19 protein-coding genes are annotated in these 22,266 nt (G+C 60.2%); 11 read left to right on the top strand and 8 right to left on the bottom strand.

The features are described 5' to 3' along the window. Positions 1-47: 47 nt before the first annotated feature. Both IF103_RS14320 and IF103_RS14315 read right to left on the bottom strand, forming a co-directional pair. The gene (locus IF103_RS14320; RefSeq protein ID WP_023381071.1) at positions 48-542 is read right to left on the bottom strand and encodes a DUF934 domain-containing protein; all 495 of its coding nucleotides are present in this window, start codon (positions 540-542) and stop codon (positions 48-50) included. Continuing rightward, the gene (locus IF103_RS14315; RefSeq protein WP_023381070.1) at positions 526-2,178 is read right to left on the bottom strand and encodes a nitrite/sulfite reductase; all 1,653 of its coding nucleotides are present in this window, start codon (positions 2,176-2,178) and stop codon (positions 526-528) included. Before IF103_RS14315 ends, IF103_RS14320 begins: the two co-directional genes overlap by 17 nt. Before the next feature lie 215 nt (positions 2,179-2,393). Between IF103_RS14315 and IF103_RS14310 the strand changes: the two genes are divergently transcribed. Beyond that, a complete protein-coding gene (locus IF103_RS14310) occupies positions 2,394-3,470 on the top strand; it encodes an ABC transporter substrate-binding protein (protein WP_023381069.1) in 1,077 nt (358 codons plus the stop codon). 267 nt (positions 3,471-3,737) lie between these two features. Here IF103_RS14310 and IF103_RS14305 read toward each other — a convergent pair whose 3' ends face one another. Together IF103_RS14305 and metH are read right to left on the bottom strand one after the other, a co-directional pair. Next, positions 3,738-3,956, bottom strand: coding sequence for a DUF2970 domain-containing protein (locus IF103_RS14305; protein ID WP_023381068.1), 219 nt, complete (start codon positions 3,954-3,956; stop codon positions 3,738-3,740). A 130-nt stretch (positions 3,957-4,086) separates the two neighbouring features. Next, positions 4,087-7,794, bottom strand: coding sequence for a methionine synthase (gene metH / locus IF103_RS14300; RefSeq protein ID WP_104883571.1), 3,708 nt, complete (start codon positions 7,792-7,794; stop codon positions 4,087-4,089). A 167-nt stretch (positions 7,795-7,961) separates the two neighbouring features. Between metH and IF103_RS14295 the strand changes: the two genes are divergently transcribed. The 5 genes from IF103_RS14295 (at position 7,962) to IF103_RS14275 (ending at position 13,424) form a co-directional block, all read left to right on the top strand. Continuing rightward, on the top strand, positions 7,962-10,271 hold the full coding sequence (locus IF103_RS14295; RefSeq protein WP_027907065.1) for a fatty acid cis/trans isomerase: 2,310 nt from the start codon (positions 7,962-7,964) through the stop codon (positions 10,269-10,271). Between the two features lie 154 nt (positions 10,272-10,425). Then, positions 10,426-11,460 carry an acyltransferase family protein gene (locus IF103_RS14290; protein WP_202675427.1) on the top strand — a complete coding sequence of 345 codons (1,035 nt, stop codon included), beginning with the start codon at positions 10,426-10,428 and terminating at the stop codon, positions 11,458-11,460. 58 nt (positions 11,461-11,518) lie between these two features. Beyond that, on the top strand, positions 11,519-12,103 hold the full coding sequence (gene nfuA, locus IF103_RS14285; RefSeq protein WP_027907063.1) for a Fe-S biogenesis protein NfuA: 585 nt from the start codon (positions 11,519-11,521) through the stop codon (positions 12,101-12,103). A gap of 224 nt (positions 12,104-12,327) precedes the next feature. Then, complete coding sequence (locus IF103_RS14280) at positions 12,328-12,936, top strand: SCO family protein (protein WP_202675426.1); 609 nt, start codon at positions 12,328-12,330, stop codon at positions 12,934-12,936. A gap of 5 nt (positions 12,937-12,941) precedes the next feature. Beyond that, positions 12,942-13,424 carry a copper chaperone PCu(A)C gene (locus IF103_RS14275; protein ID WP_104884064.1) on the top strand — a complete coding sequence of 161 codons (483 nt, stop codon included), beginning with the start codon at positions 12,942-12,944 and terminating at the stop codon, positions 13,422-13,424. 38 nt (positions 13,425-13,462) lie between these two features. On the opposite strand, the gene IF103_RS14270 is transcribed toward IF103_RS14275, so the two are convergent. Continuing rightward, positions 13,463-13,690: a hypothetical protein gene (locus tag IF103_RS14270; RefSeq protein WP_003260451.1), complete on the bottom strand. Its 228-nt coding sequence runs from the start codon at positions 13,688-13,690 to the stop codon at positions 13,463-13,465. 534 nt (positions 13,691-14,224) lie between these two features. On the opposite strand from IF103_RS14270, the gene speD reads away from it, so the two are divergent. The 5 genes from speD to dinB are packed head-to-tail and all read left to right on the top strand — an operon-like array spanning position 14,225 to position 20,365. After that, on the top strand, positions 14,225-14,614 hold the full coding sequence (speD, locus tag IF103_RS14265) for an adenosylmethionine decarboxylase (RefSeq protein WP_202675425.1): 390 nt from the start codon (positions 14,225-14,227) through the stop codon (positions 14,612-14,614). Further along, positions 14,598-16,004 (top strand): coproporphyrinogen-III oxidase family protein, encoded by a 1,407-nt coding sequence (locus IF103_RS14260; protein ID WP_104883574.1) that lies wholly within the window; start codon positions 14,598-14,600, stop codon positions 16,002-16,004. The genes speD and IF103_RS14260 overlap by 17 nt, the downstream gene beginning before the upstream one ends. Positions 16,005-16,016: 12 nt before the next feature. Further along, complete coding sequence (locus IF103_RS14255; protein WP_104883575.1) at positions 16,017-17,234, top strand: MFS transporter; 1,218 nt, start codon at positions 16,017-16,019, stop codon at positions 17,232-17,234. Then, positions 17,212-19,263, top strand: a complete 2,052-nt coding sequence (locus IF103_RS14250) for an Orn/Lys/Arg family decarboxylase (RefSeq protein WP_202675424.1) — start codon at positions 17,212-17,214, stop codon at positions 19,261-19,263. The genes IF103_RS14255 and IF103_RS14250 overlap by 23 nt, the downstream gene beginning before the upstream one ends. Further along, on the top strand, positions 19,256-20,365 hold the full coding sequence (gene dinB / locus IF103_RS14245; RefSeq protein ID WP_252189404.1) for a DNA polymerase IV: 1,110 nt from the start codon (positions 19,256-19,258) through the stop codon (positions 20,363-20,365). The genes IF103_RS14250 and dinB overlap by 8 nt, the downstream gene beginning before the upstream one ends. Here the strand turns inward: dinB and IF103_RS14240 are convergent. From IF103_RS14240 to IF103_RS14230, 3 genes are read right to left on the bottom strand one after another with little or no spacing between them, the layout of a single operon-like run. Beyond that, a complete protein-coding gene (locus IF103_RS14240) occupies positions 20,313-21,215 on the bottom strand; it encodes an AraC family transcriptional regulator (protein ID WP_202675422.1) in 903 nt (300 codons plus the stop codon). The genes dinB and IF103_RS14240 overlap by 53 nt on opposite strands. Next, positions 21,212-21,526 carry an AzlD domain-containing protein gene (locus tag IF103_RS14235; RefSeq protein WP_023381058.1) on the bottom strand — a complete coding sequence of 105 codons (315 nt, stop codon included), beginning with the start codon at positions 21,524-21,526 and terminating at the stop codon, positions 21,212-21,214. The genes IF103_RS14240 and IF103_RS14235 overlap by 4 nt, the downstream gene beginning before the upstream one ends. Continuing rightward, entirely contained in the window at positions 21,523-22,224 is a 702-nt protein-coding gene (locus tag IF103_RS14230) for an AzlC family ABC transporter permease (RefSeq protein WP_023381057.1), read from the bottom strand. Before IF103_RS14230 ends, IF103_RS14235 begins: the two co-directional genes overlap by 4 nt. Positions 22,225-22,266 lie beyond the last annotated feature (42 nt).

The raw sequence follows: 22,266 nt of genomic DNA, 5'->3' as shown, positions 1-22,266 counted from the left end.
GCAACAGCCCGCCAAGGAGGCGGGCCGTTGTGGCAAACACGGTCGAATCAGCGGCGGCGGAACAGCGGCAGCGGTTCGTCGGTGGCGGCCTGGTAGGTGACCGAGAAGTCCTTCAGGCTTTGCAACGCATCTTCCGGGTCTTTGTCGGCGCGGATGGCGAAGGCATCGAAGCCGCAGCGGGCCATGAAGAACAGCTGGTCGCGCAGCACGTCGCCTATGGCGCGCAGTTCGCCCTTGAACTTGTAGCGGTCTCGCAGCAGGCGCGCATTGGAGTAGCTGCGCCCGTCGGTGAAGGCCGGGAAATTCAGGGCGATGACCTGGAACTGGTCGACGTCGTCGCCAATCTCCTCGGCTTCTTCGTCGCTGTCCAGCCACACACCCAGGCCACCGTCGCGGGCCTTGAGCACGTGGGCATGGTCTCGCCACAGCTGCAGGGGGACGATGTAGTCGTCGCAGTTGGTCAGCTCGTCGAGGGTGGTTTCCTTGGGCAGCAGGTGCCAGGTTTCGTCGACGAGTTGGTTGTTCTTAATGATTCGCTGCATAGACGCGTTCCTTGAAGGGGTCGATGCCGATACGCTGGTAAGTGTCGATGAAGCGCTCTTCTTCGGTACGCTGTTCCACGTACACGGCAATCAGCTTCTCGATCACATCGGCCATGTCTTCCTGGGCGAAGGACGGGCCGAGGATCTTGCCCAGGCTCGCGCCGCGCGCGGCGTTGCCGCCCAGGGAAACCTGGTAGAACTCCTCACCCTTCTTGTCCACGCCGAGGATGCCGATATGGCCCACGTGGTGGTGGCCGCAGGCGTTCATGCAGCCGGAAATGTTCAGGTCGATTTCCCCGATGTCGAACAGGTAGTCCAGGTCGTCGAAGCGGCGCTGGATGGACTCGGCGATCGGGATCGACTTGGCGTTGGCCAGCGAGCAGAAGTCACCACCCGGGCAGCAGATGATGTCGGTCAGCAGGCCGATGTTCGGCGTAGCGAAGCCGTTCTCGCGCAGCTCCATCCACAGCGTGTGCAGCTGACGCTGCTCGACGTCGGCAAGGATGATGTTCTGCTCGTGGGAAGTACGCAGGAAACCGAAGCTGTAGCGCTCGGCAAGGTCCGCCACGGCGTCCAGCTGCTTGTCGGTCAGGTCGCCTGGTGCTACACCGGTCGGCTTGAGCGACAGGGTCACGGCCACGTAGCCGGGCTTCTTGTGGGCGCGGGTGTTGCGCGAGCGCCAGCGGGCGAAGCCTGGGTGCTCCTGGTCCAGTGCGCTGTAGTCGACGTTTTCCAGCGCCTTGTAGTCAGGGTCGACGAAGTGGCGCGACACACGGTCGACTTCCGCTTGGGTCAGGGTGGTGCTGCCGCCACGCAGGTGGACCATTTCGGCCTCGACCTTCTCGGCGAACACCTCAGGGGTCAGTGCCTTGACCAGGATCTTGATGCGCGCCTTGTACTTGTTGTCACGGCGACCGTAACGGTTGTACACGCGCAGGATCGCGTCCAGGTAGCTGATCAAGTCCTGCCATGGCAGGAATTCGTTGATGAACGAACCGACCACCGGGGTACGGCCCAGGCCACCGCCGACCAGCACGCGGAAGCCCAGCTCGCCGGCTTCGTTGCGCACCGGCTCCAGGCCGATATCGTGGACTTCGATGGCCGCGCGGTCTTCCTGCGAGCCGTTGACCGCAATCTTGAACTTGCGCGGCAGGTAGGCGAATTCCGGGTGGAAGGTGGTCCACTGGCGGATGATTTCGCACCAGGGGCGAGGGTCGACGACTTCGTCGGCAGCCACACCGGCGAATTGGTCGGTGGTGGTGTTGCGCAGGCAGTTGCCGCTGGTCTGGATCGCGTGCATCTGCACGGTGGCCAGCTCGGCCAGGATGTCTGGAACATCTTCCAGCGCAGGCCAGTTGAACTGCACGTTCTGCCGGGTGCTGATGTGCGCATAGCCCTTGTCGTAGTCGCGGGCGATCTTGGCCAGCAAGCGGACCTGGGTCGAGTTCAGCTGGCCGTACGGCACGGCGACGCGCAGCATCGGGGCAAAACGTTGGATATAAAGGCCGTTCTGCAGGCGCAGAGGGCGGAATTCTTCTTCGCTCAGCTCACCGGCCAGGTAGCGGCGGGTCTGATCACGGAACTGCTTGACGCGGTCCTCGATGATCCGCTGATCGTACTCGTCGTATACGTACATAAAAGTCCTGTCTCAGGCTGCATGCAGCTATTCGCGCGCACGGCCGCGCACTCCGGTTTCGGAGCCGGGGAACGATATCAGGTTGTAGTTATGCGCTAAAGTGATGTTTTTGCATATGAAAAGAACTAAACGGACTATGTGAGACTGACTGGCATTTGTTCGCCCGTGCGCCGACATGTTTATACTCGCGACTTTGTTTCGACGGGTGTAACCGCATGCTCAAGGCGTTGTGCCAAAGCCTGTGCCTGAGCCTGCCGCTGGTAGCCAGTGCGCAGGCTGCTTCGGTGGTATTTCTCAACCCAGGCCTGTCCAGCGAAGCGTTCTGGACCAGCTATTCGCGTTTCATGCAGGCGGCGGCCGACGACCTGGGCATGACCCTTCGGGTGGAGTACAGCGAGCGCAGTGCCGAGCGTGCGCTGGTTCAGGCCCGGACGATTCTCCAGGGGCCGCAACGACCCGACTACCTGGTGCTGGTCAACGAGCAGTACGTGGCGCCGGAAATCATCCGGCTGTCCCAGGGCACCGGGGTCAAGTTGTTCCTGGTCAACAATGGCCTGACCGCCAGCCAGGCCCAGAGTATCAAGGCGCAGCCGGAGAAATACGCACAGCTGTTGGGTACCCTAACCGCCAATGACGAACAGGCCGGTTACCAGATGCTGCACCAGATGGTCGCTTTGCTGCCCCGTAGCAACGAGCCCGTGGACCTGGTGGCATTCGCCGGGGTCAAGAGCACGCCAGCCTCGCAATTGCGCGAGCAGGGCATGCGCCGGGCGTTGGCGGACTTTCCCCAGGTGCGATTGCGTCAGGTCGTGTACGGTGGCTGGAACCGTCAGCGTGCCTTCGAACAGGCCCAGGTGCTGCTTGAGCGATATCCGGACATCAAGCTGGTCTGGTCAGCCAATGACGAAATGGCTTTTGGCGCCATGCAGGCGTTCGAAGCGGCTGGGCGCAAGCCGGGCCGGGACGTGGTGTTCAGCGCGATCAACAGCTCCCCCGAGGCACTGCGGGCACGAATCGATGGACGCCTGGGGGTATTGATGGGCGGGCACTTCACCTTGGGCGGCTGGGCCATGGTGATGCTGCATGATGATGCCCAAGGGGTGTCGATGGATCGTGATGGCCTGCATGAGTACCGGGCGCCGGCGCTGCAATCGATCGACGAGAACAAGGCCCGGCGTTGGCTGAAGCTGCTGGATCGGGACGACTACGGGATCGATTTCCAGCGTTACAGCGCCGAAGGGCGCCCGGCCGGTTTCCAGTATCCGTTTCTTGCGTCACCCGTCGACTATTGAAAAACCCTGCTTGAGAGAAGGGCATCGCTCGTCTTAACTGCTGGTTGTGAAGTGCATTCCCATAACCACTACAAGAGGCAATGCAATGGGAAACTCAACCAAGGTCCGCAAAGCTGACAGCAGCGTCGATGCCTGGGCGATCCTCTGCCTGATCGTCCTGGTGGTGGTCACTGCCGTATATTGGGTCAGCCACCAGTAGCCTTAGTCTTCAGACCGTGACTCAACCTGAGCCGCCCGTGGAAGGGATTTCCGCGGGCGGATTGCGTTTTAGCGGGCGGTGAGGTGCACGGCCAGTTGCACGAGGCCGATCAGCACCAGGATGAACACCAGCGTGAACAACGTGCCCAGCACGATGAAGTGGCTGGCTTTGCCGTGAGTGAAGTCGCGTGCCCGGTTCTTGCCGCTCTGCACGCCGAACGCTGCGGCCAGGATGCTGTGCAGCATCTGCCAGAAGGTGGGCGGCTTGCCTTGGCTGGAATCGTCCATGGGGGCTCCTGATCAATGCAGAGGCATACAAGGACAGTGTAGGTGATAGGTACTGGCCTCATCGCTGGCAAGTCGGCTCCTGCAGGCTCTGCGCCATCGTTGCAGGCGCCGGCGTGCCGGCGATGAACTGTCAGCTGTCGTAACCGAGGTTAGGTGCCAGCCAACGCTCACTTACGGTTACTTCCTGGCCCTTGCGCGCGCTGTAGCTGTCGATCTGGTCCTTGTCGACCTTGCCCACGGCAAAGTACTGCGCCTGCGGGTGGGCGAAATACCAGCCGCTGACCGCTGCCGCCGGGAACATCGCGAAGTGCTCGGTGAGGAATACGCCACTTGGGCCGGTTTCGCCGATGGCGCTGCCGTCGAGCAGGCGGAACAGCGTGGCCTTCTCGGTGTGATCCGGGCACGCGGGGTAGCCTGGGGCAGGGCGGATGCCGCTGTACTGCTCCTTGATCAGCGCTTCGTTGTCCAGGTGCTCGTCCTTGGCATAACCCCAGTGCTCTTTACGCACCTGCTCGTGCAGCCATTCGGCGCAGGCCTCGGCCAGGCGGTCGGCCAGGGCTTTGACCATGATCGAGCTGTAGTCGTCGCCCTTGTCCTGGTAGGCCTTGGCCACTTCCTCGGCACCGATGCCAGCGGTGGTGATGAAGCCGCCCATGTAGTCAGTGACGCCGCTGTCCTTTGGTGCGACGAAGTCGGCCAGGGAGAAGTTCGGCTTACCGTCCGGCTTGATGGTCTGCTGGCGCAGGTGGTGCAGGGTGGCCAGCGTCTGGCCGTTCTCGCCGTACACTTCGATGTCGTCGTCGGCCACCTGGTTGGCTGGCCAGAAACCGAAGACGGCACGGGCGCTGATCAGCTTTTCGTCGATCAGCTTGTCGAGCATCTCGCGGGCATCCTTGTACAGCGCGGTGGCGGCTTCCCCGACCACCTCGTCGGTGAGGATGCGCGGGAACTTGCCGGCCAGGTCCCAGGAGATGAAGAACGGGGTCCAGTCGATGTACTCGGCCAAGGTGCGCAGGTCGATGTCTTCCAGCACCTTGACGCCGGTGAAGGACGGGACGACCGGTTGGTAGCCGGCCCAGTCGTACTTCGGTTTGGCGGCCACTGCCTGGGCGTAGCTCAGGCGCTCGGTGCGGGCGCTGCGGTTGGCGGTGCGCTCGCGCACTTCTTCATAGTCCTGGCGAGTTTTCTCGACGAAGCCTGGCTTGAGCTCCTTGGACAGCAGCTGGGTGGCGACACCCACGGCGCGGGAGGCGTCGGTGACATAGACCACCGCATCGTTGCTGTACTTGGGTTCGATCTTCACCGCTGTGTGGGCCTTGGAGGTGGTGGCGCCACCGATCATCAGCGGCAGGTGGAAATCCTGGCGCTGCATTTCACGGGCGACGTGGACCATCTCGTCCAGCGACGGGGTGATCAGGCCGGATAGACCGATGATGTCGCAGTTCTGTTCACGGGCGGTCTGCAGGATCTTCTCCGCCGGCACCATCACGCCCAGGTCGACGATGTCGTAGCCGTTGCAGCCCAGCACCACGCCGACGATATTCTTGCCGATGTCGTGCACGTCGCCTTTGACCGTGGCCATCAGGATCTTGCCCTTGGCCTCTGGCTTGTCGCCTTTTTCCGCCTCGATGAAGGGGATCAGGTGGGCTACCGCCTGTTTCATCACGCGGGCTGACTTCACCACCTGGGGCAGGAACATCTTGCCAGCACCGAACAGGTCGCCGACCACGTTCATGCCGCTCATCAGCGGGCCTTCGATGACCTCGATAGGACGCGCGCACTGTTGACGGCACTCTTCGGTGTCTTCGACGATGAAGGCTGTGATGCCTTTGACCAGCGCGTGCTCCAGGCGTTTTTCCACCGGCAGCGAGCGCCACTCTTCGTTTTCCACTTCCTTGGCCGCGCCACCGCCCTTGTAGTCATCGGCAATGGCCAGCAATGCATCGGTGCCGTGCGGGGTGCGGTTGAGTACCACGTCCTCGACCTTCTCGCGCAGGACAGGCGGGATCTCGTCGTAGATCTCCAGCTGGCCAGCGTTGACGATACCCATGGTCAGGCCGTTCTGAATGGCGTGGTAGAGGAACACCGAGTGGATCGCCTCGCGCACCGGGTTGTTGCCGCGGAACGAGAACGATACGTTGGACACACCACCGCTCGACAGCGCGAAAGGCAGGTGGTCACGGATGTAGGCACAGGCCTCGATGAAGTCGACGGCGTAGTTGTTGTGCTCTTCGATGCCAGTGGCCACGGCGAAGATGTTGGGGTCGAAGATGATGTCTTCCGGTGGGAAGCCTACCTCGTTGACCAGGATGTCGTAGCTGCGCTGGCAGATCTCCTTCTTGCGTGCGGCAGTGTCGGCCTGGCCGACTTCGTCGAAGGCCATCACCACCACGGCGGCGCCATAGCGCTTGCACAGGCGTGCGTGGTGCTTGAACTGCTCGACGCCTTCCTTCATGGAGATCGAGTTGACGATGCCCTTGCCCTGGATGCACTTGAGGCCCGCTTCGATCACTTCCCATTTGGAGGAGTCGATCATGATCGGCACGCGGGAGATATCCGGCTCGCCAGCGATCAGGTTGAGGAAGCGGACCATGGCAGCCTGGGAGTCGAGCATCCCTTCGTCCATGTTGATGTCGATCACCTGGGCGCCGGCTTCTACCTGCTGCAGGGCGACTTCCAGCGCTTCGGTGTAGTTCTCTTCGCGGATCAGCCGGGCGAATTTGGCGGAACCGGTGATGTTGGTCCGCTCGCCGACGTTGACGAACAGCGACTGACGATCGATGGTGAACGGTTCCAGGCCCGACAGGCGGCAAGCCTTGGGTATATCGGGAATGGCCCGCGGCTTGTACTTGGCCACAGCTTCGGCGATGGCCTGGATATGCGGCGGGGTGGTGCCGCAGCAACCGCCAATGATGTTGAGGAAACCGCTGGCAGCGAACTCCTCGACCACGGCAGCCATTTCCGCCGGGGTTTCGTCGTATTCGCCGAACGCGTTGGGCAGGCCGGCATTGGGGTGCGCCGAAACATGGGTGTCGGCCTTGGTCGCCAGTTCTTCCAGGTACGGACGCAAGTCCTTGGCGCCCAGGGCGCAGTTCAGGCCGACGGAAATCGGCTTGGCGTGTCGCACCGAGTTCCAGAAGGCTTCGGTGGTCTGGCCGGACAAGGTTCGGCCGGAGGCATCGGTGATGGTGCCGGAGATCATGATCGGCAGTTCGACGCCGTCTTCTTCGAACACTTGCTGCACGGCAAAGATCGCGGCCTTGGCGTTGAGGGTGTCGAAGATGGTTTCGATCAGCAGCAGGTCGGCGCCGCCTTCGATCAAGCCACGGGTGGCCTCGATGTAGTTTTCCACCAGCTCGTCGAAGGTGACGTTGCGGTAGCCGGGGTCGTTGACGTCCGGGGAGATCGAGCAGGTACGGCTGGTAGGGCCGAGCACGCCGGCGACGAAACGCGGTTTGTCCGGGGTTTCCAGGGTCTTGGCGTCGGCCACCTGGCGGGCGATGCGGGCGCCTTCGACGTTCAGCTCGTACACCAGCGACTCCATGCCGTAGTCGGCCTGGGAGATTTGCGTGGCGTTGAACGTGTTGGTTTCAAGGATGTCGGCGCCAGCGTCCAGGTAGGCCTTCTCGATGGCGGCGATCACATCGGGGCGGCTGAGCAGCAGCAGATCGTTGTTTCCCTTGACGTCACTTGGCCAATCGGCAAAGCGCGTGCCACGATAGTCGTGTTCCTCGAGGCGGTAACTTTGGATCATAGTACCCATGCCACCGTCGAGGATCAGGATGCGCTCTTTGAGTGCGTTCTGGAGTGCTTGGAGACGAGCGCTGCGGTCGGACATAGGAACTACCTGGTCGGGCAAAAATCAGAAGGTGCCGAATCATAACAAAGCTGCGCGGTTTTTAGGCGCGCTGCCCATTTGCATGAATTCTGTTCATGTTGGGTCGATGAGCATCCAAGGACGACCAGGCTAACGTGATGGCTTTCTGTAACCAGGATTTCGCGCACATGGTGCATCGCTGTTTTATTGCCCTGGCTTGTGGCTTCGCGCTGCTCGTCAGTGGCGTGGCCTTTGGGCAGGGCCCCCAGTCGAGTCCGGGCATCTCCTACACCCGGGATATTCAACCGATCTTCACCGAGAAATGCGTGGCCTGCCATGCGTGCAACGACGCCGCGTGCCAGCTCAAGCTGGAAAGCCCCGAAGGTGCAGTGCGCGGTGCCTCCAAGGTGCCGGTGTACCAGGGCGACCGGAGCAAGGCGGTGCCCACCACACGGCTGTTCTACGACGCCCATAGCGAGGCCGAATGGCGTAAGAAGGGCTTTTATTCGGTGCTCGACAACCAGGGCAGCCAGGCCGCACTGATGGCTCGAATGCTCGAACTCGGTCACAAGACCCCGCTCACGCCCAATGCCAAATTGCCCGACGAGATCGTGCTTGGGCTCAACCGCAACAACATGTGCCCGTTGCCCCATGAGTTCGACGCTTATGCCGGCGCGCATCCCAAGGAAGGCATGCCGCTGGCCGTCACCGGTCTGACCGACCAGGAGTACCAGACCATGCGCGCCTGGCTGGCCGCCGGTGCGCCAGTCGAATACCAGCCGATCCAGCCCAGCCCGGTCGAAGCCAGGCAGATCGCCGAGTGGGAAGAACTGCTCAACCGTCCCGGTTCCACCGAAGCATTGGTGGGTCGTTGGCTGTACGAGCACCTGTTCCTCGCGCATATTTATTTCGTCGGCGGCGAACAAGGCCACTTCTTCCAATGGGTACGTTCGCGCACGCCGAGCGGCCAGCCGGTCGACCTGATCGCCACTCGCCGCCCCAACGACCCGCCGGGCACCGACTTCTACTACCGCCTGGTGCCGGTGCAGGGCGTGATCGTGCACAAGACCCACATCACGTACCCCATGGGTCCGCAGAAGCTCAAGCGGGTCAAGCAGTTGTTCTACGCGGGCGACTGGCATGCCACCGCGCTGCCGGGTTACGGCCCACGTCACCGGGCCAACCCGTTCGAGACCTTCGAGGCGATTCCGGCGGTGGCGCGCTATCAGTTCATGCTGGATAACGCCGAGTACTTCGTGCGGACCTTCATCCGCGGCCCAGTTTGCCGTGGGCAAATCGCCACCGACGTGATCCGCGACAACTTCTGGGCGCTGTTCCAGGAGCCAGCGCATGACCGCTACATCACCGATGCCAAGTACCGCAGCGAAGCCACGCCGCTGTTGGCGATGCCTGGGCAGATCGATGACGTGGGCAGCGTGCTCACCCTGTGGCACGCCTACCGGGACAAGCGCAATGAATATGAAAAGCTGCGCCGCGAGGCCTACGCCGAGATGGCGCCGCCGAGTTGGTCGACCCTGTGGGCGGGCAACGACAATGCCTTGCTGACCATCTTCCGCCACTTTGACAGTGCTTCGGTGACCAAGGGGTTGATCGGCGATGTGCCGCTGACCACCTGGCTGTTCGACTACCCGTTGTTCGAGCGCACTTATTATCAGTTGGCGGTCAACTTCGATGTGTTTGGCAACGTCTCGCACCAGTTGCAGACGCGCTTGTACTTCGACTTGATCCGCAACGGCGCCGAGGTCAACTTCCTGCGCCTGATGCCGGCCGATCAGCGTGGCAAGGTGCTCAGCAACTGGTACCAGAACAGCGGCAAGGTGAAGATGTGGATGGACTACGAGGACATCGACACCGACACCCCAAGCGGGCTGAAACTCGACCCTCGCGACCCGACGCGCGACTTTGGCCTGAAACTGCTGCAGCGCACCGGCAGCCTCAACGCAGCGCCAGACCCGATCAACCGCTGCAAGGGCGCTTATTGTTCACGGCCGGAGATGGATGCCGAGTTCCGCGATGTAGAGCAGTCGCTCAGCCGACTGGTGTCGCGTCCGGCGGCGGGGCTGAAGGTGATCAACCAACTGCCCGAGGCGACCATGCTGCGCATCGAAGGCGAGGGCGGCCGCCGTCAGGTCTACAGCCTGTTGCGCAACAGGGCCCACAGCAATGTGGCCTTCTTGCTGGGCGAGGCGTACCGCTACCAGCCAGGTCTGGATACCCTGACCCTGTACCCGGGGGTGCTCAGTAGCTACCCGAACTTCATCTTCAACATCCCGGCGTCGAACGTGCCGGAGTTCGTCGAGGACATGGAGGCGGCACGCGACGACCCGGCCAAGTTCGAACGCATCGTCATGCGCTGGGGCGTGCGGCGTAGCCATCCGCGGTTCTGGTTCTACTTCCATGACCTGAACACCTTCATCGAACAGACCGATCCGGTCGAGGCGGGCGTACTGGACATGAACCGCTACGAGAACCTCTGATCGGCCGGACTGACCTTTGCGGACTCACTGCGGTCCCAAAGGTCGGGTGGCCAGGGGCTGGTTTGCAGCCCCATCGCCGACAAGCCGGCTCCTGCAGGTGCTGTGGGAGCCGGGCGGGCGAGGCCTCAATGCACCGGCTGATCGCAGGTATTTCATGCTGTATTCGCTTCAGGCACTGCGGGCGCTCGCCGCCTGGGTGGTGGTCTGCCACCACTTCATGCAAATTTTCTTCGACTTCCATGCCACCGGCCCTGTCGGCCGCCTGCTCAGCGAGCGAGGCGCCGTGGGGGTCGACATCTTCTTCGTGATCAGCGGCCTGGTGATCTACCTCTCAACCCGAGACAAAGCCATCACCCCTGGGCAGTTCCTGCTCAACCGACTGCTGCGCATCGTCCCGGCGTACTGGTTCTACACGGCGCTGATGGCCACGCTGCTACTCGTCGCCAGCCAATGGATGCCCCACCAGGTGTTCCAATGGCAACACTTGCTGTTGTCGCTGTTGTTCATTCCGGCCGAAAACCCGGGAGGTTATGGGCTGTATCCGACCCTGAACGTTGGCTGGACGCTGAATTACGAAATGTTCTTCTACGCGTTGTTCGGCCTCGCGTTTATGGCCCGCCAGCGTCACCACCTGTTGCTGGTGGCCGCCGCGCTGCTGGTGGTGAGTGAGTTGCTGGGCCGATTGGGTGTCGTCAGCCGTTTCTACAACAACGACATCATCTACGAGTTCCTGCTCGGTATTGGCCTGGGTGTGCTGTACCGCCGCGGACTCATTCGCGAGGGGCGATGGCTGCCGCTGGTAGTACTGGCGGTGGCGGGGTATGCGCTGTTTCACCTGGACGCTTCCCAGCGCCTGCTGCACTGGGGGCTGCCGAGCGCGCTGGTGGTGCTGGCATTCGTTGCGTTAGAGCCCTGGTTCAAAGGCAATCGACTGCTCAAGATGCTGGGCGACTGCTCCTATTCGGTGTACCTGATCCATGTGCTGGTGCTTTACGGCGGCTGGTTCGTCAGCCAGCGGCTGAAGCTGAACCCTTACCTGGTCTTCGCCTTCTGCGTGCCGTCCATTGGACTAATGTCTTGGTTCAGCTACCAGTGGCTTGAGCGAGGCCTGTACCGACGGATGCACGCCTGGCTGGCGGCGCCACGGGAGCAAAGCCAGGCATATGCGCTTTCCCGAGTCAATTACTAGGACTTTGTTCGAAGGCCAGGTTGGCGTACACTTGGCCGCAAGTCTGTGAGGAACTTCCATGAGCGCTATAACCATTACCGACGCCGCCCATGATTACCTGGCCGATCTGCTGTCCAAGCAGAACACGCCTGGCATCGGCATCCGCATTTTCATCACCCAGCCGGGCACCCAGTACGCCGAGACCTGCATCGCCTACTGCAAGCCGGGCGAAGAGAAGCCTGACGACACCGCGCTGGGGCTCAAGAGCTTCACCGCGTACATCGATTCGGTCAGCGAACCGTTCCTCGAGGACGCGCTGGTCGACTACGCCACCGATCGCATGGGTGGCCAACTGACCATCAAGGCGCCGAATGCCAAGGTGCCGATGGTCAACGAAGACAGCCCGATCAACGAACGCATCAACTACTACCTGCAGACCGAGATCAACCCGGGGCTGGCCAGCCACGGTGGTCAGGTCAGCCTGGTGGACGTGGTCGACGACGGTATCGCCGTGCTGCAGTTCGGCGGCGGTTGCCAGGGTTGCGGCCAGGCGGACGTCACCCTCAAGGACGGCATCGAGCGTACCCTGCTCGAGCGCATTCCTGAGCTCAAGGGTGTACGTGACGTGACCGACCACAGCCAGAAAGAAAACGCGTACTACTGAGACGTCTCGGGCGATTCAGGTTGGCGCTGCCAGAACCTTGATCCCTAGCAACAAACTGTTACGGATTCAACCCCTGCGACAACAGGCCGCAGCCCGTATTTAAAGGGCTGCAGGCCTGCACCTCCAACGTCGGGTAGATGCCCTGGGGGTGTCATGCCAGAATGCCCCGGTTTTTCGGCCGGCCTGTCCCTAGGGCCGGCACCTTCCCTGTAAAGGATGGTTCCATGAATGATCTGTTTACCCGGCGCGCGGTCGTCGCCGGGATGGGCGTTCTCGGGCTCGGCCTGCTGGCAGGCTGCAGCCCGGCCCGGGGGCTCGAGTTCAAGTACGGCAAGAACATGAGCAACGAAATCCTCGGGCGCAAGTTCCGCCTCAAGGATACCCGTGGCAACGACGTCACCTTGTCGAGCTTCTACGGCAGCATGCCGATGATCTTCTTCGGCTTTACCCAGTGCCCGGCGGTCTGTCCGACTACGCTGGCGCGCGCCGCACAAATCCGCAAGCTGCTCAAAGGCCGCGATCGCGACCTGTTCCAGGTGGTGCTGATTACCCTGGATCCGGAGCGCGACACGCCGGAAGTGCTCGATGCCTACGTCAAGGCGTTCGACCCGTCGTTCACCGCGCTTACCGGCACCCCCGAGGAAATCGCCGCGGTAGCGAAGGAATTCAAGGTGTTCTACGAGAAGGTCCCGGCCGGGGATACCTATACCGTCTCCCACTCGTCCACCAGCTATGTCTACGATACGCGCGGCACGCTGCGCCTGAGCCTGGGCCATTCCCTGACCGCCCGGGAATGCGCCGAAGACCTGGTTACCCTGATGGAGATTTGCTAATGGCTATTTCACTGCAACCGTTCAAGCGCGGCCTGGCCACGCTGGCATTGATGGGCCTCGCCTTGCCGGCTCTGGCTCAGACCACGGTGAGTGATGCGTGGGTACGCGCCAGTGTGCCGCACCAGCAGTCCACCGGTGCCTTCATGACCCTGACCGCCAGCAGCGACAGCAAGTTGGTGGGCGTGGCATCCAAGTTGGCCAAGACCGTTCAGGTGCACGAGATGACCATGAACGGCGACGTGATGGGCATGCGTGAGGTGAAAACCGTCGAGTTGCCAGCCGGCAAAGCCGTGACGCTGGATCCGAATGGCCTGCACGTGATGCTGATGGGGCTGAGCAATCAGGTGAAGGAGGGTGAGAAAGTGCCGCTGACCCTGACCATCGAAGATGCCAAAGGCGCCAGGGAAACCTTGGACGTGCAGGCTGAAGTGCGGGCGCTCACAGCCGAGGTGGGCGCAGGGCATGACCACATGCACATGAACCACTGACACACTTGAAACAGGGCCGCACAGCGGCCCTGATCTTTTCAGCTGCGAAACTTGGGCAGCGGCCTGTCGAGCGTCAGCGAGGTCAGGGTCTTGCGTACCTGGGCCTCGTCAGCCTCCAGGGCCTTGAGGCTCGCGCGGATCTTGCCGGCGGCGGGCACATCGCCCTGCCGGTCGATCCAGTCGGCAATCTCCTTGCAGGCGCTGCTCAGGCAGGCTTGGCGCTGGTTCATCAGCGACAGCAGGGTGGTGAGCTCTCTTTCGGACATGGCAGGATCCTCCGTTCAGCTCTGTCAGTGTAGCAGAGGCTTGACGGGGCTCTGCTGCCTGTGCGTGAGGCGCCGAACCGGCAGAAAACGGCGGCGGTGGCGGCCGGTAACAACTCGTTACGTATAAACAACATGTTTAAATTTGATGCCATTGCTCCTTGTGGGGACGAGGAGTGTGCGCATTTTAGTAAGCGCCATTGAAGTGCTCTATCCCACCGTGGGTGAATATTGGGTAGTGCGCTTATCAAGCATGTAAGCAGTGTAGGAATATTCTGCTTGCTTGGTCAGTGCATGTCGTTGGTCGTGTTCTTGTTACAACTTGGTTGTTGAGTGTGGCCCCAAAGAAGTCTTAGGTTGGAGTTGCCCTGCAGATACACGGGCGACCTCAATAATCTGAAAGGAGTTCACATATGAAATCTGCAATCGAACTGTTCAAGACCGATGTGGCTGGCGTTGACACGAAAGGTGTTTGCATGTGGTAAGTAAGGGGGCGGCTTCGTGCCGCCCCTTCATTTTCCTGAAGGAGCACGCTTTATGAACGATCGTGGATACCACACCATCTGGGATATAACCGGTGCCAATGCGCAGTTGCTGAGCAATGATAAAGCATTGCATTGCTTCTTTTTATCTGCTCTGCAGGCATCCGGGTTTACCGTGATAAGCGATATGATTCACAAGTTTTCCTCAGGCGGGGAGGGAGTTACCGGGCTTTTTCTTTTGTCCGAGTCTCACCTTTCTTACCATACTTATCCTGAGCGCGGCTACATTAGTATTGACGTGTATACGTGTGGGAAGAGTAATCAATCGATCAATGAAGGGATTTCAGAATTTTTTGGTACGGATGTACAAATCAATCGAAGAACGTTGTTGCGTGGAAGTGCAGTGAACGATCCAGGGGGGGTTAGGCATGCAGTTGCTCGATAGAGGAATGTTAAAGTTTGACTATCAGTTCCCGCTCTACAATTTTTTCTTTCCAACGCAAGCACTCAATGTTTACCAGCCGGGACGAAATCAGTTTGCTGAGATGATGGTCACTGCGAATAAGAGTGCGCGTTCACGGGCGTTGTACTTCCACATCCCCTTCTGTGAGTCCATTTGTTCGTTTTGCCCGTTTACCCGAGGGCTGTACAAGCGAGCCGAGGACATCGACCGATATACGCAGGCTCTGATCGGCGAAATAGAGTACAAGGCACAAGTAATGGACTTGAAGGCGGTCCCGGTCAGAGCCATATTTTTTGGTGGTGGAACACCATCACTGCTATCGCCGCGAAACATTTACGACATTGGCGAGGCGCTGCATCGTCATTTCGATATGCGCGATGTACAGGAGTTCTCATTCGAGTTCAATGTCACCAGTGTCACCGAAGAGCGTATTCGCGCACTCGCTGCCATTGGTATCACTCATGCACGATTTGGCCTGCAAACGACTGATCGTGAATGGCGGCACCTGTTCAATCTCGACCCGGACATTGGCAAGATCGAGCGTGCTGCCGAACTGCTGCGCGGCCATTTTGGGCATGTGCTCTGCGACATCCTGTATGGCATGAACGGAAGCCATGAGCAGCAGACACTTGCCGACATTGATAAAGCGGTTGAGATGGGCGTCAGTAATGTGGATATCTACCCTATTAATAACGCTGCCACATCCGTCAAACTACATAAGCAGATCAAGGCTCGCTTCGCGGACGTAATGCCTGCGATGCGCAAGCTCAACATGAAATTTATGCTCGATGAGCATCTGCGCCAGTATGGTTATGTTCCCTATAATGGCCATGGCTATGTGCACAGGCCCGGCGCCGATAGCTTGCTATTCGCTAACGATTACTCATTTGTCTACCACGAACATGTCTACGGCTATGCCGACCATGACCTGCTGGGCTTTGGCGTGGGCGCCATCTCGTCGGTGGCGGGGCACGTCATTACCAACATTTCATTGCGCGAAAAATATACCCAACGCATGGCGGTAGGGGAGCACGTGTGCCAGGTGAGTGGGCATGATTCGCTGCTGGATGTGGTCAAGCCGCTGGTCGTTCGCCTGGCGTATCACGGCGTGGTCGACAAACGCCAGGTTGAAATGTGCCGTGTGCCGGAGGCGCTGATACATCGGCTTGATGCTTTGATCCAGGCAGGCCTGGTCCTGGAGGACACAAACCATTATCGGCTGACGCGGCTTGGCTGGCTTTGGTACAGCAACATCATGTTTTACCTGATGCCGGCAGGTGAGCAGGACATTCTAAAGAAGCTGGTATTCGAGCGGCTTGATGTACCAGGGCGCGACATCACCGAGCGTGAATTGATTTATGCAGCTGGCTAAGGAGCACCGGATATGCAGGCGTTGACTGTTAATTACGGAACGCGTTCGCTGGCGTTGGGGTACTGCTTTTCCAAATGCGGTGAGTTTGCCTTCGAAGCTGCATTTGCCGTGGCAATCGTGTCCATGGCCGATGCCGACCTGCTTTTGATCGGCATTGCCTATTTCTTCCGCTACTTGCCGAGTGTGGTATTTTCGCCCCTGGGCGGCTGGCTGGCAGATAACGGCGACAAGAAACGAACGCTGTTGGCGGTCGAGGTGAGCAAAGGTGTTTTGGCTCTTGCCTTCTTTTCCTTGTTCAGTCTGCACACGTCTGTATTGCCGGTGCTGGTTGGGTTGGCGATGGTCATGACGGCACTGGAATGCCTTTATGCGCCGACCTTTCGAGCATACTTTCCCGATCTTGTCGAAAAGCATCTGTTGGCCTCGGTGAACAGTGGGGTTCAGGTGATCGAAGATGTCGCCTCGATTGTCGGTCCGCTGGTTTTTTCGGCATGTGTGCTGCTGCTGACGCGCGAAGCGACTTTCCTGTTTTTTGTGCTGTGCCTAGTGTTGTCGGCCATTTCCATCACCGCCCTCAGACCTGGCAGGCGAGGCAAGCATCAGGTGTTTGATGGGCGTGCCATAATTCGCGATGCCGCACGCAATGTGAGCAAGCTCAGGAGCAACAACGCCCCATTATTTGCCGTTATTGGCTGCACCACGCTCTGTGCACTTTTTGCAACGTCGGTCATTCGCTTCATCCTTCCGGCTGCGGTGCTGGAACATTTTGCCTCCGAAGCGGCGGTTGGTTACGTAATTTCGTTGCTTGCTGCAGGTACTGTGCTGGGGGGTGTGCTTTACACACGTTTGAACCCGCGCACTACCACTCGGACGGTATTGCGGTATTGGCTGCTGTATGGCGCATTGTTTTTGGCTGCCGCAATCGCACTGCAAGTCAACAGCTGGATATTCCTGCTGGCCCTATTTCTGGTCGGCTTCATTGGAGCATTTGTCGATATCGCTATCGTGACCAATATCCAGTGCTTGTCGGGTGAGCAGGAAGTTGGCAGGAATTTCTCTCTCTACTATTTCACGGCCGTCATGGGTGATGCCGTTTCAGGGCTGGTTGCCAGTTTGGTGTTTGTACTTGCAGGGCCGGCGACCTTCATCTGGATGACGCTGATGTTGTTTATTGCTCCAGTGCGCTGGAACCTGAAAGGAAAAAACCATGACACCGACAATCGTCTATAGCGTGGCGCTCGATGTAGACATGTGGGAGGGCGTGCAAACCATACCTTTGGATTCGTCGGTAAATCTTGCACTCGCTTCGGCTTTGTATATGACACCTGAGGACGCGCTGCAAGCGACCGTGCGTGAAGCGGTGGAGCGTTGGCGTTTACCACTGTTCATTAGTTCGAACGCTGCGAGTGGTCCGGCAGAGGGGGGGGACGAGCGGCAGCTGAAATTGCCATTATCTGAGCATGACAAGGCCAGGCTGATAGCTGCTGCACTCGCCTTTGAACAGCAGGTTTTACCACCCTTCACCCGTGCGCTTGCATCATTTGTCGACAAACGCCGACCCACGTTTGCCTGCCCTGGTCACCAAGGGGGAGCCTGTTTACAGCAGCACCCGGCCGGTGCCCGTTTCCGGCAATTGCTGGGGCCGGAAGTGTTTCATGTGGATATCCCCCATGCAGCACCGGAGCTGGGTGACGTGCTCGGTCATGAAGGCCCGGTACAAGAGGCCGAACAACTGGCGGCAAGGGTTTTTGGTGCCGACGATACTTGGTTCGTGCTCAATGGCACGTCTACTGCGAACAAGGTGGTTGCCAGCGCTCTGCTGGCGGCAGGCGACTTGGTGTTGATGGATCGAAACAACCACAAGTCGGTGTTTCTCGGTGCCTTGATCCAGTGCGGTGCATTGCCGGTGTACTTGGACAATGTACGAGATGAGCGGGGGGTGCTGGGCGGCTACCGATTGGGTGCCCTGGATGAGGGGCACTTGCGCAGCCGGGTGGGTCAGATCTGTGAGCGGCGGTCGCACGAACCCAGGCCTTTTCGTCTGGCGATAATCCAGCAGGCGACCTGCGATGGAGTTGTGGTCGACGCAGCGGCAATGTTGGCGCGCATTGGCCATCTTTGTGAATACGTACTGTTCGACGGCGCCTGGGCTGGGTATGAGCCTTTCATTCCGGCATTGGCCACACTGTCGCCGCTGAACGTGCAGTTGATCGATACCTCCCCCGGTATTGTCGTGACCCAGTCGGTGCACAAGCAGATGTCCGGGCTCTCCCAGGCGTCGCAGATTCACAAGAAAGACCGGCATATCGGCCATCTGCCAAGTTACTGCCCGCGGCCAGTGTTCAATGCCGCCTTCATGCAACACGCCTCGACCAGCCCTTCCTACCCTTTGTTCATGTCGCTGGAGGTAAATGCCGCCATGCTTGCCGACGGCGAAGGCGAGCGGCATTGGCGGCAGGCGTTGGCCGCTGCGCAGACATTGCGGGACCAAGTGGCACGCCGCTGCCGGTTCATCCGGCCACTGATGCCGCCTGTTTCCGAAACCCCGCTCGAATACCAGGCGCAGGGCGCGTTACCTATCGAGCCTGGTCTGCACTACATCGACCCATGCAAAGCCATTTTCACTACTCGAGGACAGCTCGACATCCCGGCATGCCTGGTCACCCAGTACCTGCGAGATTGCGGCTTTACCCCGGAAAAAACGGATTTCTACACCTTCACCCTGCTAATGACGCCATCCAGCAACAATGCCGCCTTGAATGGGTTGGTGCATGTTCTGGAGTTTTTCGAAGTGCACTTGCTCGAGGGGGCTGCGGTGCTGCAACTGCTGCCTTCGCTGCGTTTAGCTCCAGCGCCTTATCAGGGGCTATCCCTTGCTATGCTCGGTGAGCGCATCAATACGCTCTATCGCGCACATCAGGTAGAACAGAGGCAAAGTGAGATCTTCAGTGCCATTGGTGCGGCACAGGTGGATTGCCCCCCGTATCAGGCCAACCAGCGGTTTGTGCGTGGCGAAGCCCGCCTTCAGAGCATTGGAGAGGTTACGGGCAGGGTTGCGGCCGAGGGGGTTATTCCATACCCGCCAGGGATCATGTGTATCGCCCCCGGCGAGCGCTGGACTGCGGCTTTGGTTGGCTACCTGCAGGCAGTCGAGGCGTTGTCTGTGCAATACCCCGAATTTGCCCCGCATATTCAGGGTGTGCACAAGGTTCGTAATACCGATGGATCGGTCTCGCTGGGGGTATTCGTGCTTGACTGAAAACGCTCAATCGCATGACAGCGCGGGGCAGCAACCGAACGGTCACGGGCGCAAATTCATTCACATCGACATGGACTCATACTTCGTTGCCGTCGAGCTGCTGGATGCCCCATGGTTGTGTGAACGACCTGTCGCTGTCGGCGGAAAGGCGACTGACCGGGGTGTGATCAGTACATCCAACTACATCGCCAGGCGATTTGGCGTCAGGAGCGGCATGGCAACCGCAACAGCGCAACGCTTATGTCCGGGGTTGGTCCTGTTGCCTGTGCGCTTCGAGCGTTACGAGGCAGTGACTCGCAGGCTGGACATCATTTTCCGGCGTTATACCTCGAGCGTCGAGTTTCTCTCGCTGGATGAGGCAACGCTGGATGTGACAGGGCAGACGCACTGCAGCGGATCGGCGACTTACATGGCAAGCCGGATCCGGGCGACCATTGAACAAGAGCTGCAGTTGACAGCTTCTGCGGGTATCGCTCCTTTGAAGTACCTGGCGAAAATGGCTTCGGAGGTGAACAAGCCTGACGGCCAGTTCGTTATCGCGCCGGATCAGGTGCAGGCCTTTCTTGCGAGCCTGGACATTCGCAAGATTCCAGGGGTGGGTCCCAAGACCTGGGCGGTATTGCAAGCATTGGGGTGTACAAAATGTGCTGATGTCACAGACGAGATGATATCGGCCCTGCTGCGTCACCTTGGCGCTCACGGTTTCTATGTGTGGGAGCGTTGCCGGGGCCGGGAAGGTTACGAAGGCAAGCCCAGTGGTATGCAGTCGTTCGGTGTTGAGCATACGTTGCCCAGCGATTGTGATGATTTTGCTTGCTGTATCCGAGAGCTGGATGAACTACTGGCGAGTTTAGCGACCCGCTTGCAAGCGCTAGGCAACGCACCGCCTATTATCAAGAATCAAGTCAAACTCAAGTTTTCCGATTTTTCTGTTGCCACTGCCGAAGCGCCCGCCCTGGCGTTACAACCGCAGGTCATGCGGGGGCTGTGTCGAATGCTTTGGGAAAGCAAGCGGCAGGGGCGAGCCGTGCGCCTGGTTGGTGTTGCCGTCAGGATTCGACGGGACCTGCTGCATCCATTGCAACTTGAGTTGGCATTGTGAGCGATCGGGCAGGCATGTTTGAGCTGATGCACGCCTGCCGGTAGGCCCCAGGGGGCACTCCATAGGCCTGCTTGAACTGCCGGCTCAGATGACTCTGGTCGGCATAACCCAGGTCGAACGCTACCTCCGAGGCTGCCCAGCCACGCTTGAGCATTTCCCGTGCCCGGGCCAGGCGGCGCTGCTTCAGCCAGGCATGTGGCGGCAGGCCGGTGGCCTGGCGGAATACCCGGGCAAAATGGAACGGCGACAGGTTGACCGCCGCCGCCAGCGCTTCAAGCGAGGGCGGGTCGGCCAGCTGGCTTTCCAGCAGTTCGCGGGCGCGGGCCACTGCCAGCGGTTCCTGGCCGGGCGCCGCAGGTTCGGCGCATTGCCCGTGGCGCTGCACCAGGGCCAGTACCGCCTGGCGCCAGGCGGTTTGCTGCTCGAGGGCACTGGCGCCGGATTCGGACAGCTGGTGCAGTTGGCTGAACGCCAAGGCCAGGGCCGGGTCCTGAATCACACTTTCCTTGAAATGCGGCATGCCATGGCGGCCAAGCTCTAGCTCGTCCAGCACGCCGGTGACCCGCTCGTGCTCCGGATAGAAACCGCGATAGCGCCAACCGGCTTCATGGGCGGTGGCCCCGGTGTGCAGCTCATCGGGATTGATCAGTACCATGCTGCCGACCGGTGCCAGATGCTCGCTGCCTCGATGCCAGAAGCGCTGGGCCCCGGACTCGATCACGGTAAATACGTAGCCCTCATGCACGTGCGGGGCAAAGCGTTGCTGGAAATACCGCGCATGCAGCATCTCCACATCGCCCAGGGCAGGCGCTTGCCAGAGGTGGGTCTGTTCGCGCAGGGGTCTGCTCATGCCAGCCAGCTACGCAGAAGAAAGAAGATCAACATGCTCACCAGCATGCTCAACAATACGCTGCGCGTCCAGAGCACCAGTGCGATGGCCACCAGCGAGCCAAGCAGGTAAGGATTGAGCGGGCTCAGGTCCAGTTGGTGGTCGGGCAGGAAGATGATCGGCCCGCAGATGGCCGTGAGCATGCCGGGCACGGCGAAGCCCAGGAACTGCCGGGCATTGGAGCTCAGGCGCAGGGGCAGGCGAGGTTCCAGGAAGGCATAGCGGTTGAGGAATACCACCGCGCCCATGGTGAATATCAGCAACCAGATCATGCGCGGCCTCCGGAAAACTTCTGACAAATAAAGCCCGCCGCCATGCCTAGCAGGCCTGCAGCCACCAGCGCAGTTTCCCACTGCCAGTAGCTGAACAGCACCGAGCAGAACAGCGATACCGCCACACACACGACCGTCGCCAGGCTGCGTACAAGCGGCGCAATCAGGGCGACGAAGGTGGCGACGATGGAGAAGTCCAGACCCAGTTGATCCAGGTGCGGGATGTTCTGGCCGAGGATGATCCCGGCCAGGGTGAACAGGTTCCACGCTATATAGAAGGTCAGGCCCACACCCAGTGCGTACCAGCGGTTGAACTGCTGCTGGTCGTAATGGCTGGTCAGCGCGAAGAACTCGTCGGTGAGCAGAAAGCCCAGACCCAGCCGCCAGCGCAGCGGCTGACTCGACAGCACCGGGCGCATGGACAGGCCATAGAGCAAGTGCTGAGAAGTCAGCAGCAGGGTGGTGAGCAGGATCGACGCCAGGTTGGCGCCGCCCTTGAGCATGCCAATGGCCACCAGTTGTGCCGCGCCCGCGAAGACGATGGCCGAAAGCCCCTGGCCTTCCCAGGCGCTGAGGTTGGCTTCGATGGCCATGGAGCCTGCCAGCAACCCCCACGGGGCCACGGCCAGGGACAGCGGGAGAATGGCGATGGCGCCGTGGAGAAAGGCTTGACGGGCAATGGGAAGGCTGCTGGGCATGGCGATGACGACACGTCGATTAGGCAGGCCAGCATGCCAGAG

The sequence above is a fragment of the Pseudomonas sp. SK2 genome, assembly GCF_016772395.1.
Lineage (GTDB): Bacteria > Pseudomonadota > Gammaproteobacteria > Pseudomonadales > Pseudomonadaceae > Aquipseudomonas > Aquipseudomonas taiwanensis.
Note: the sequence above shows the minus strand (reverse complement) of the source record. Positions and strands in the feature narration are given on the sequence as shown.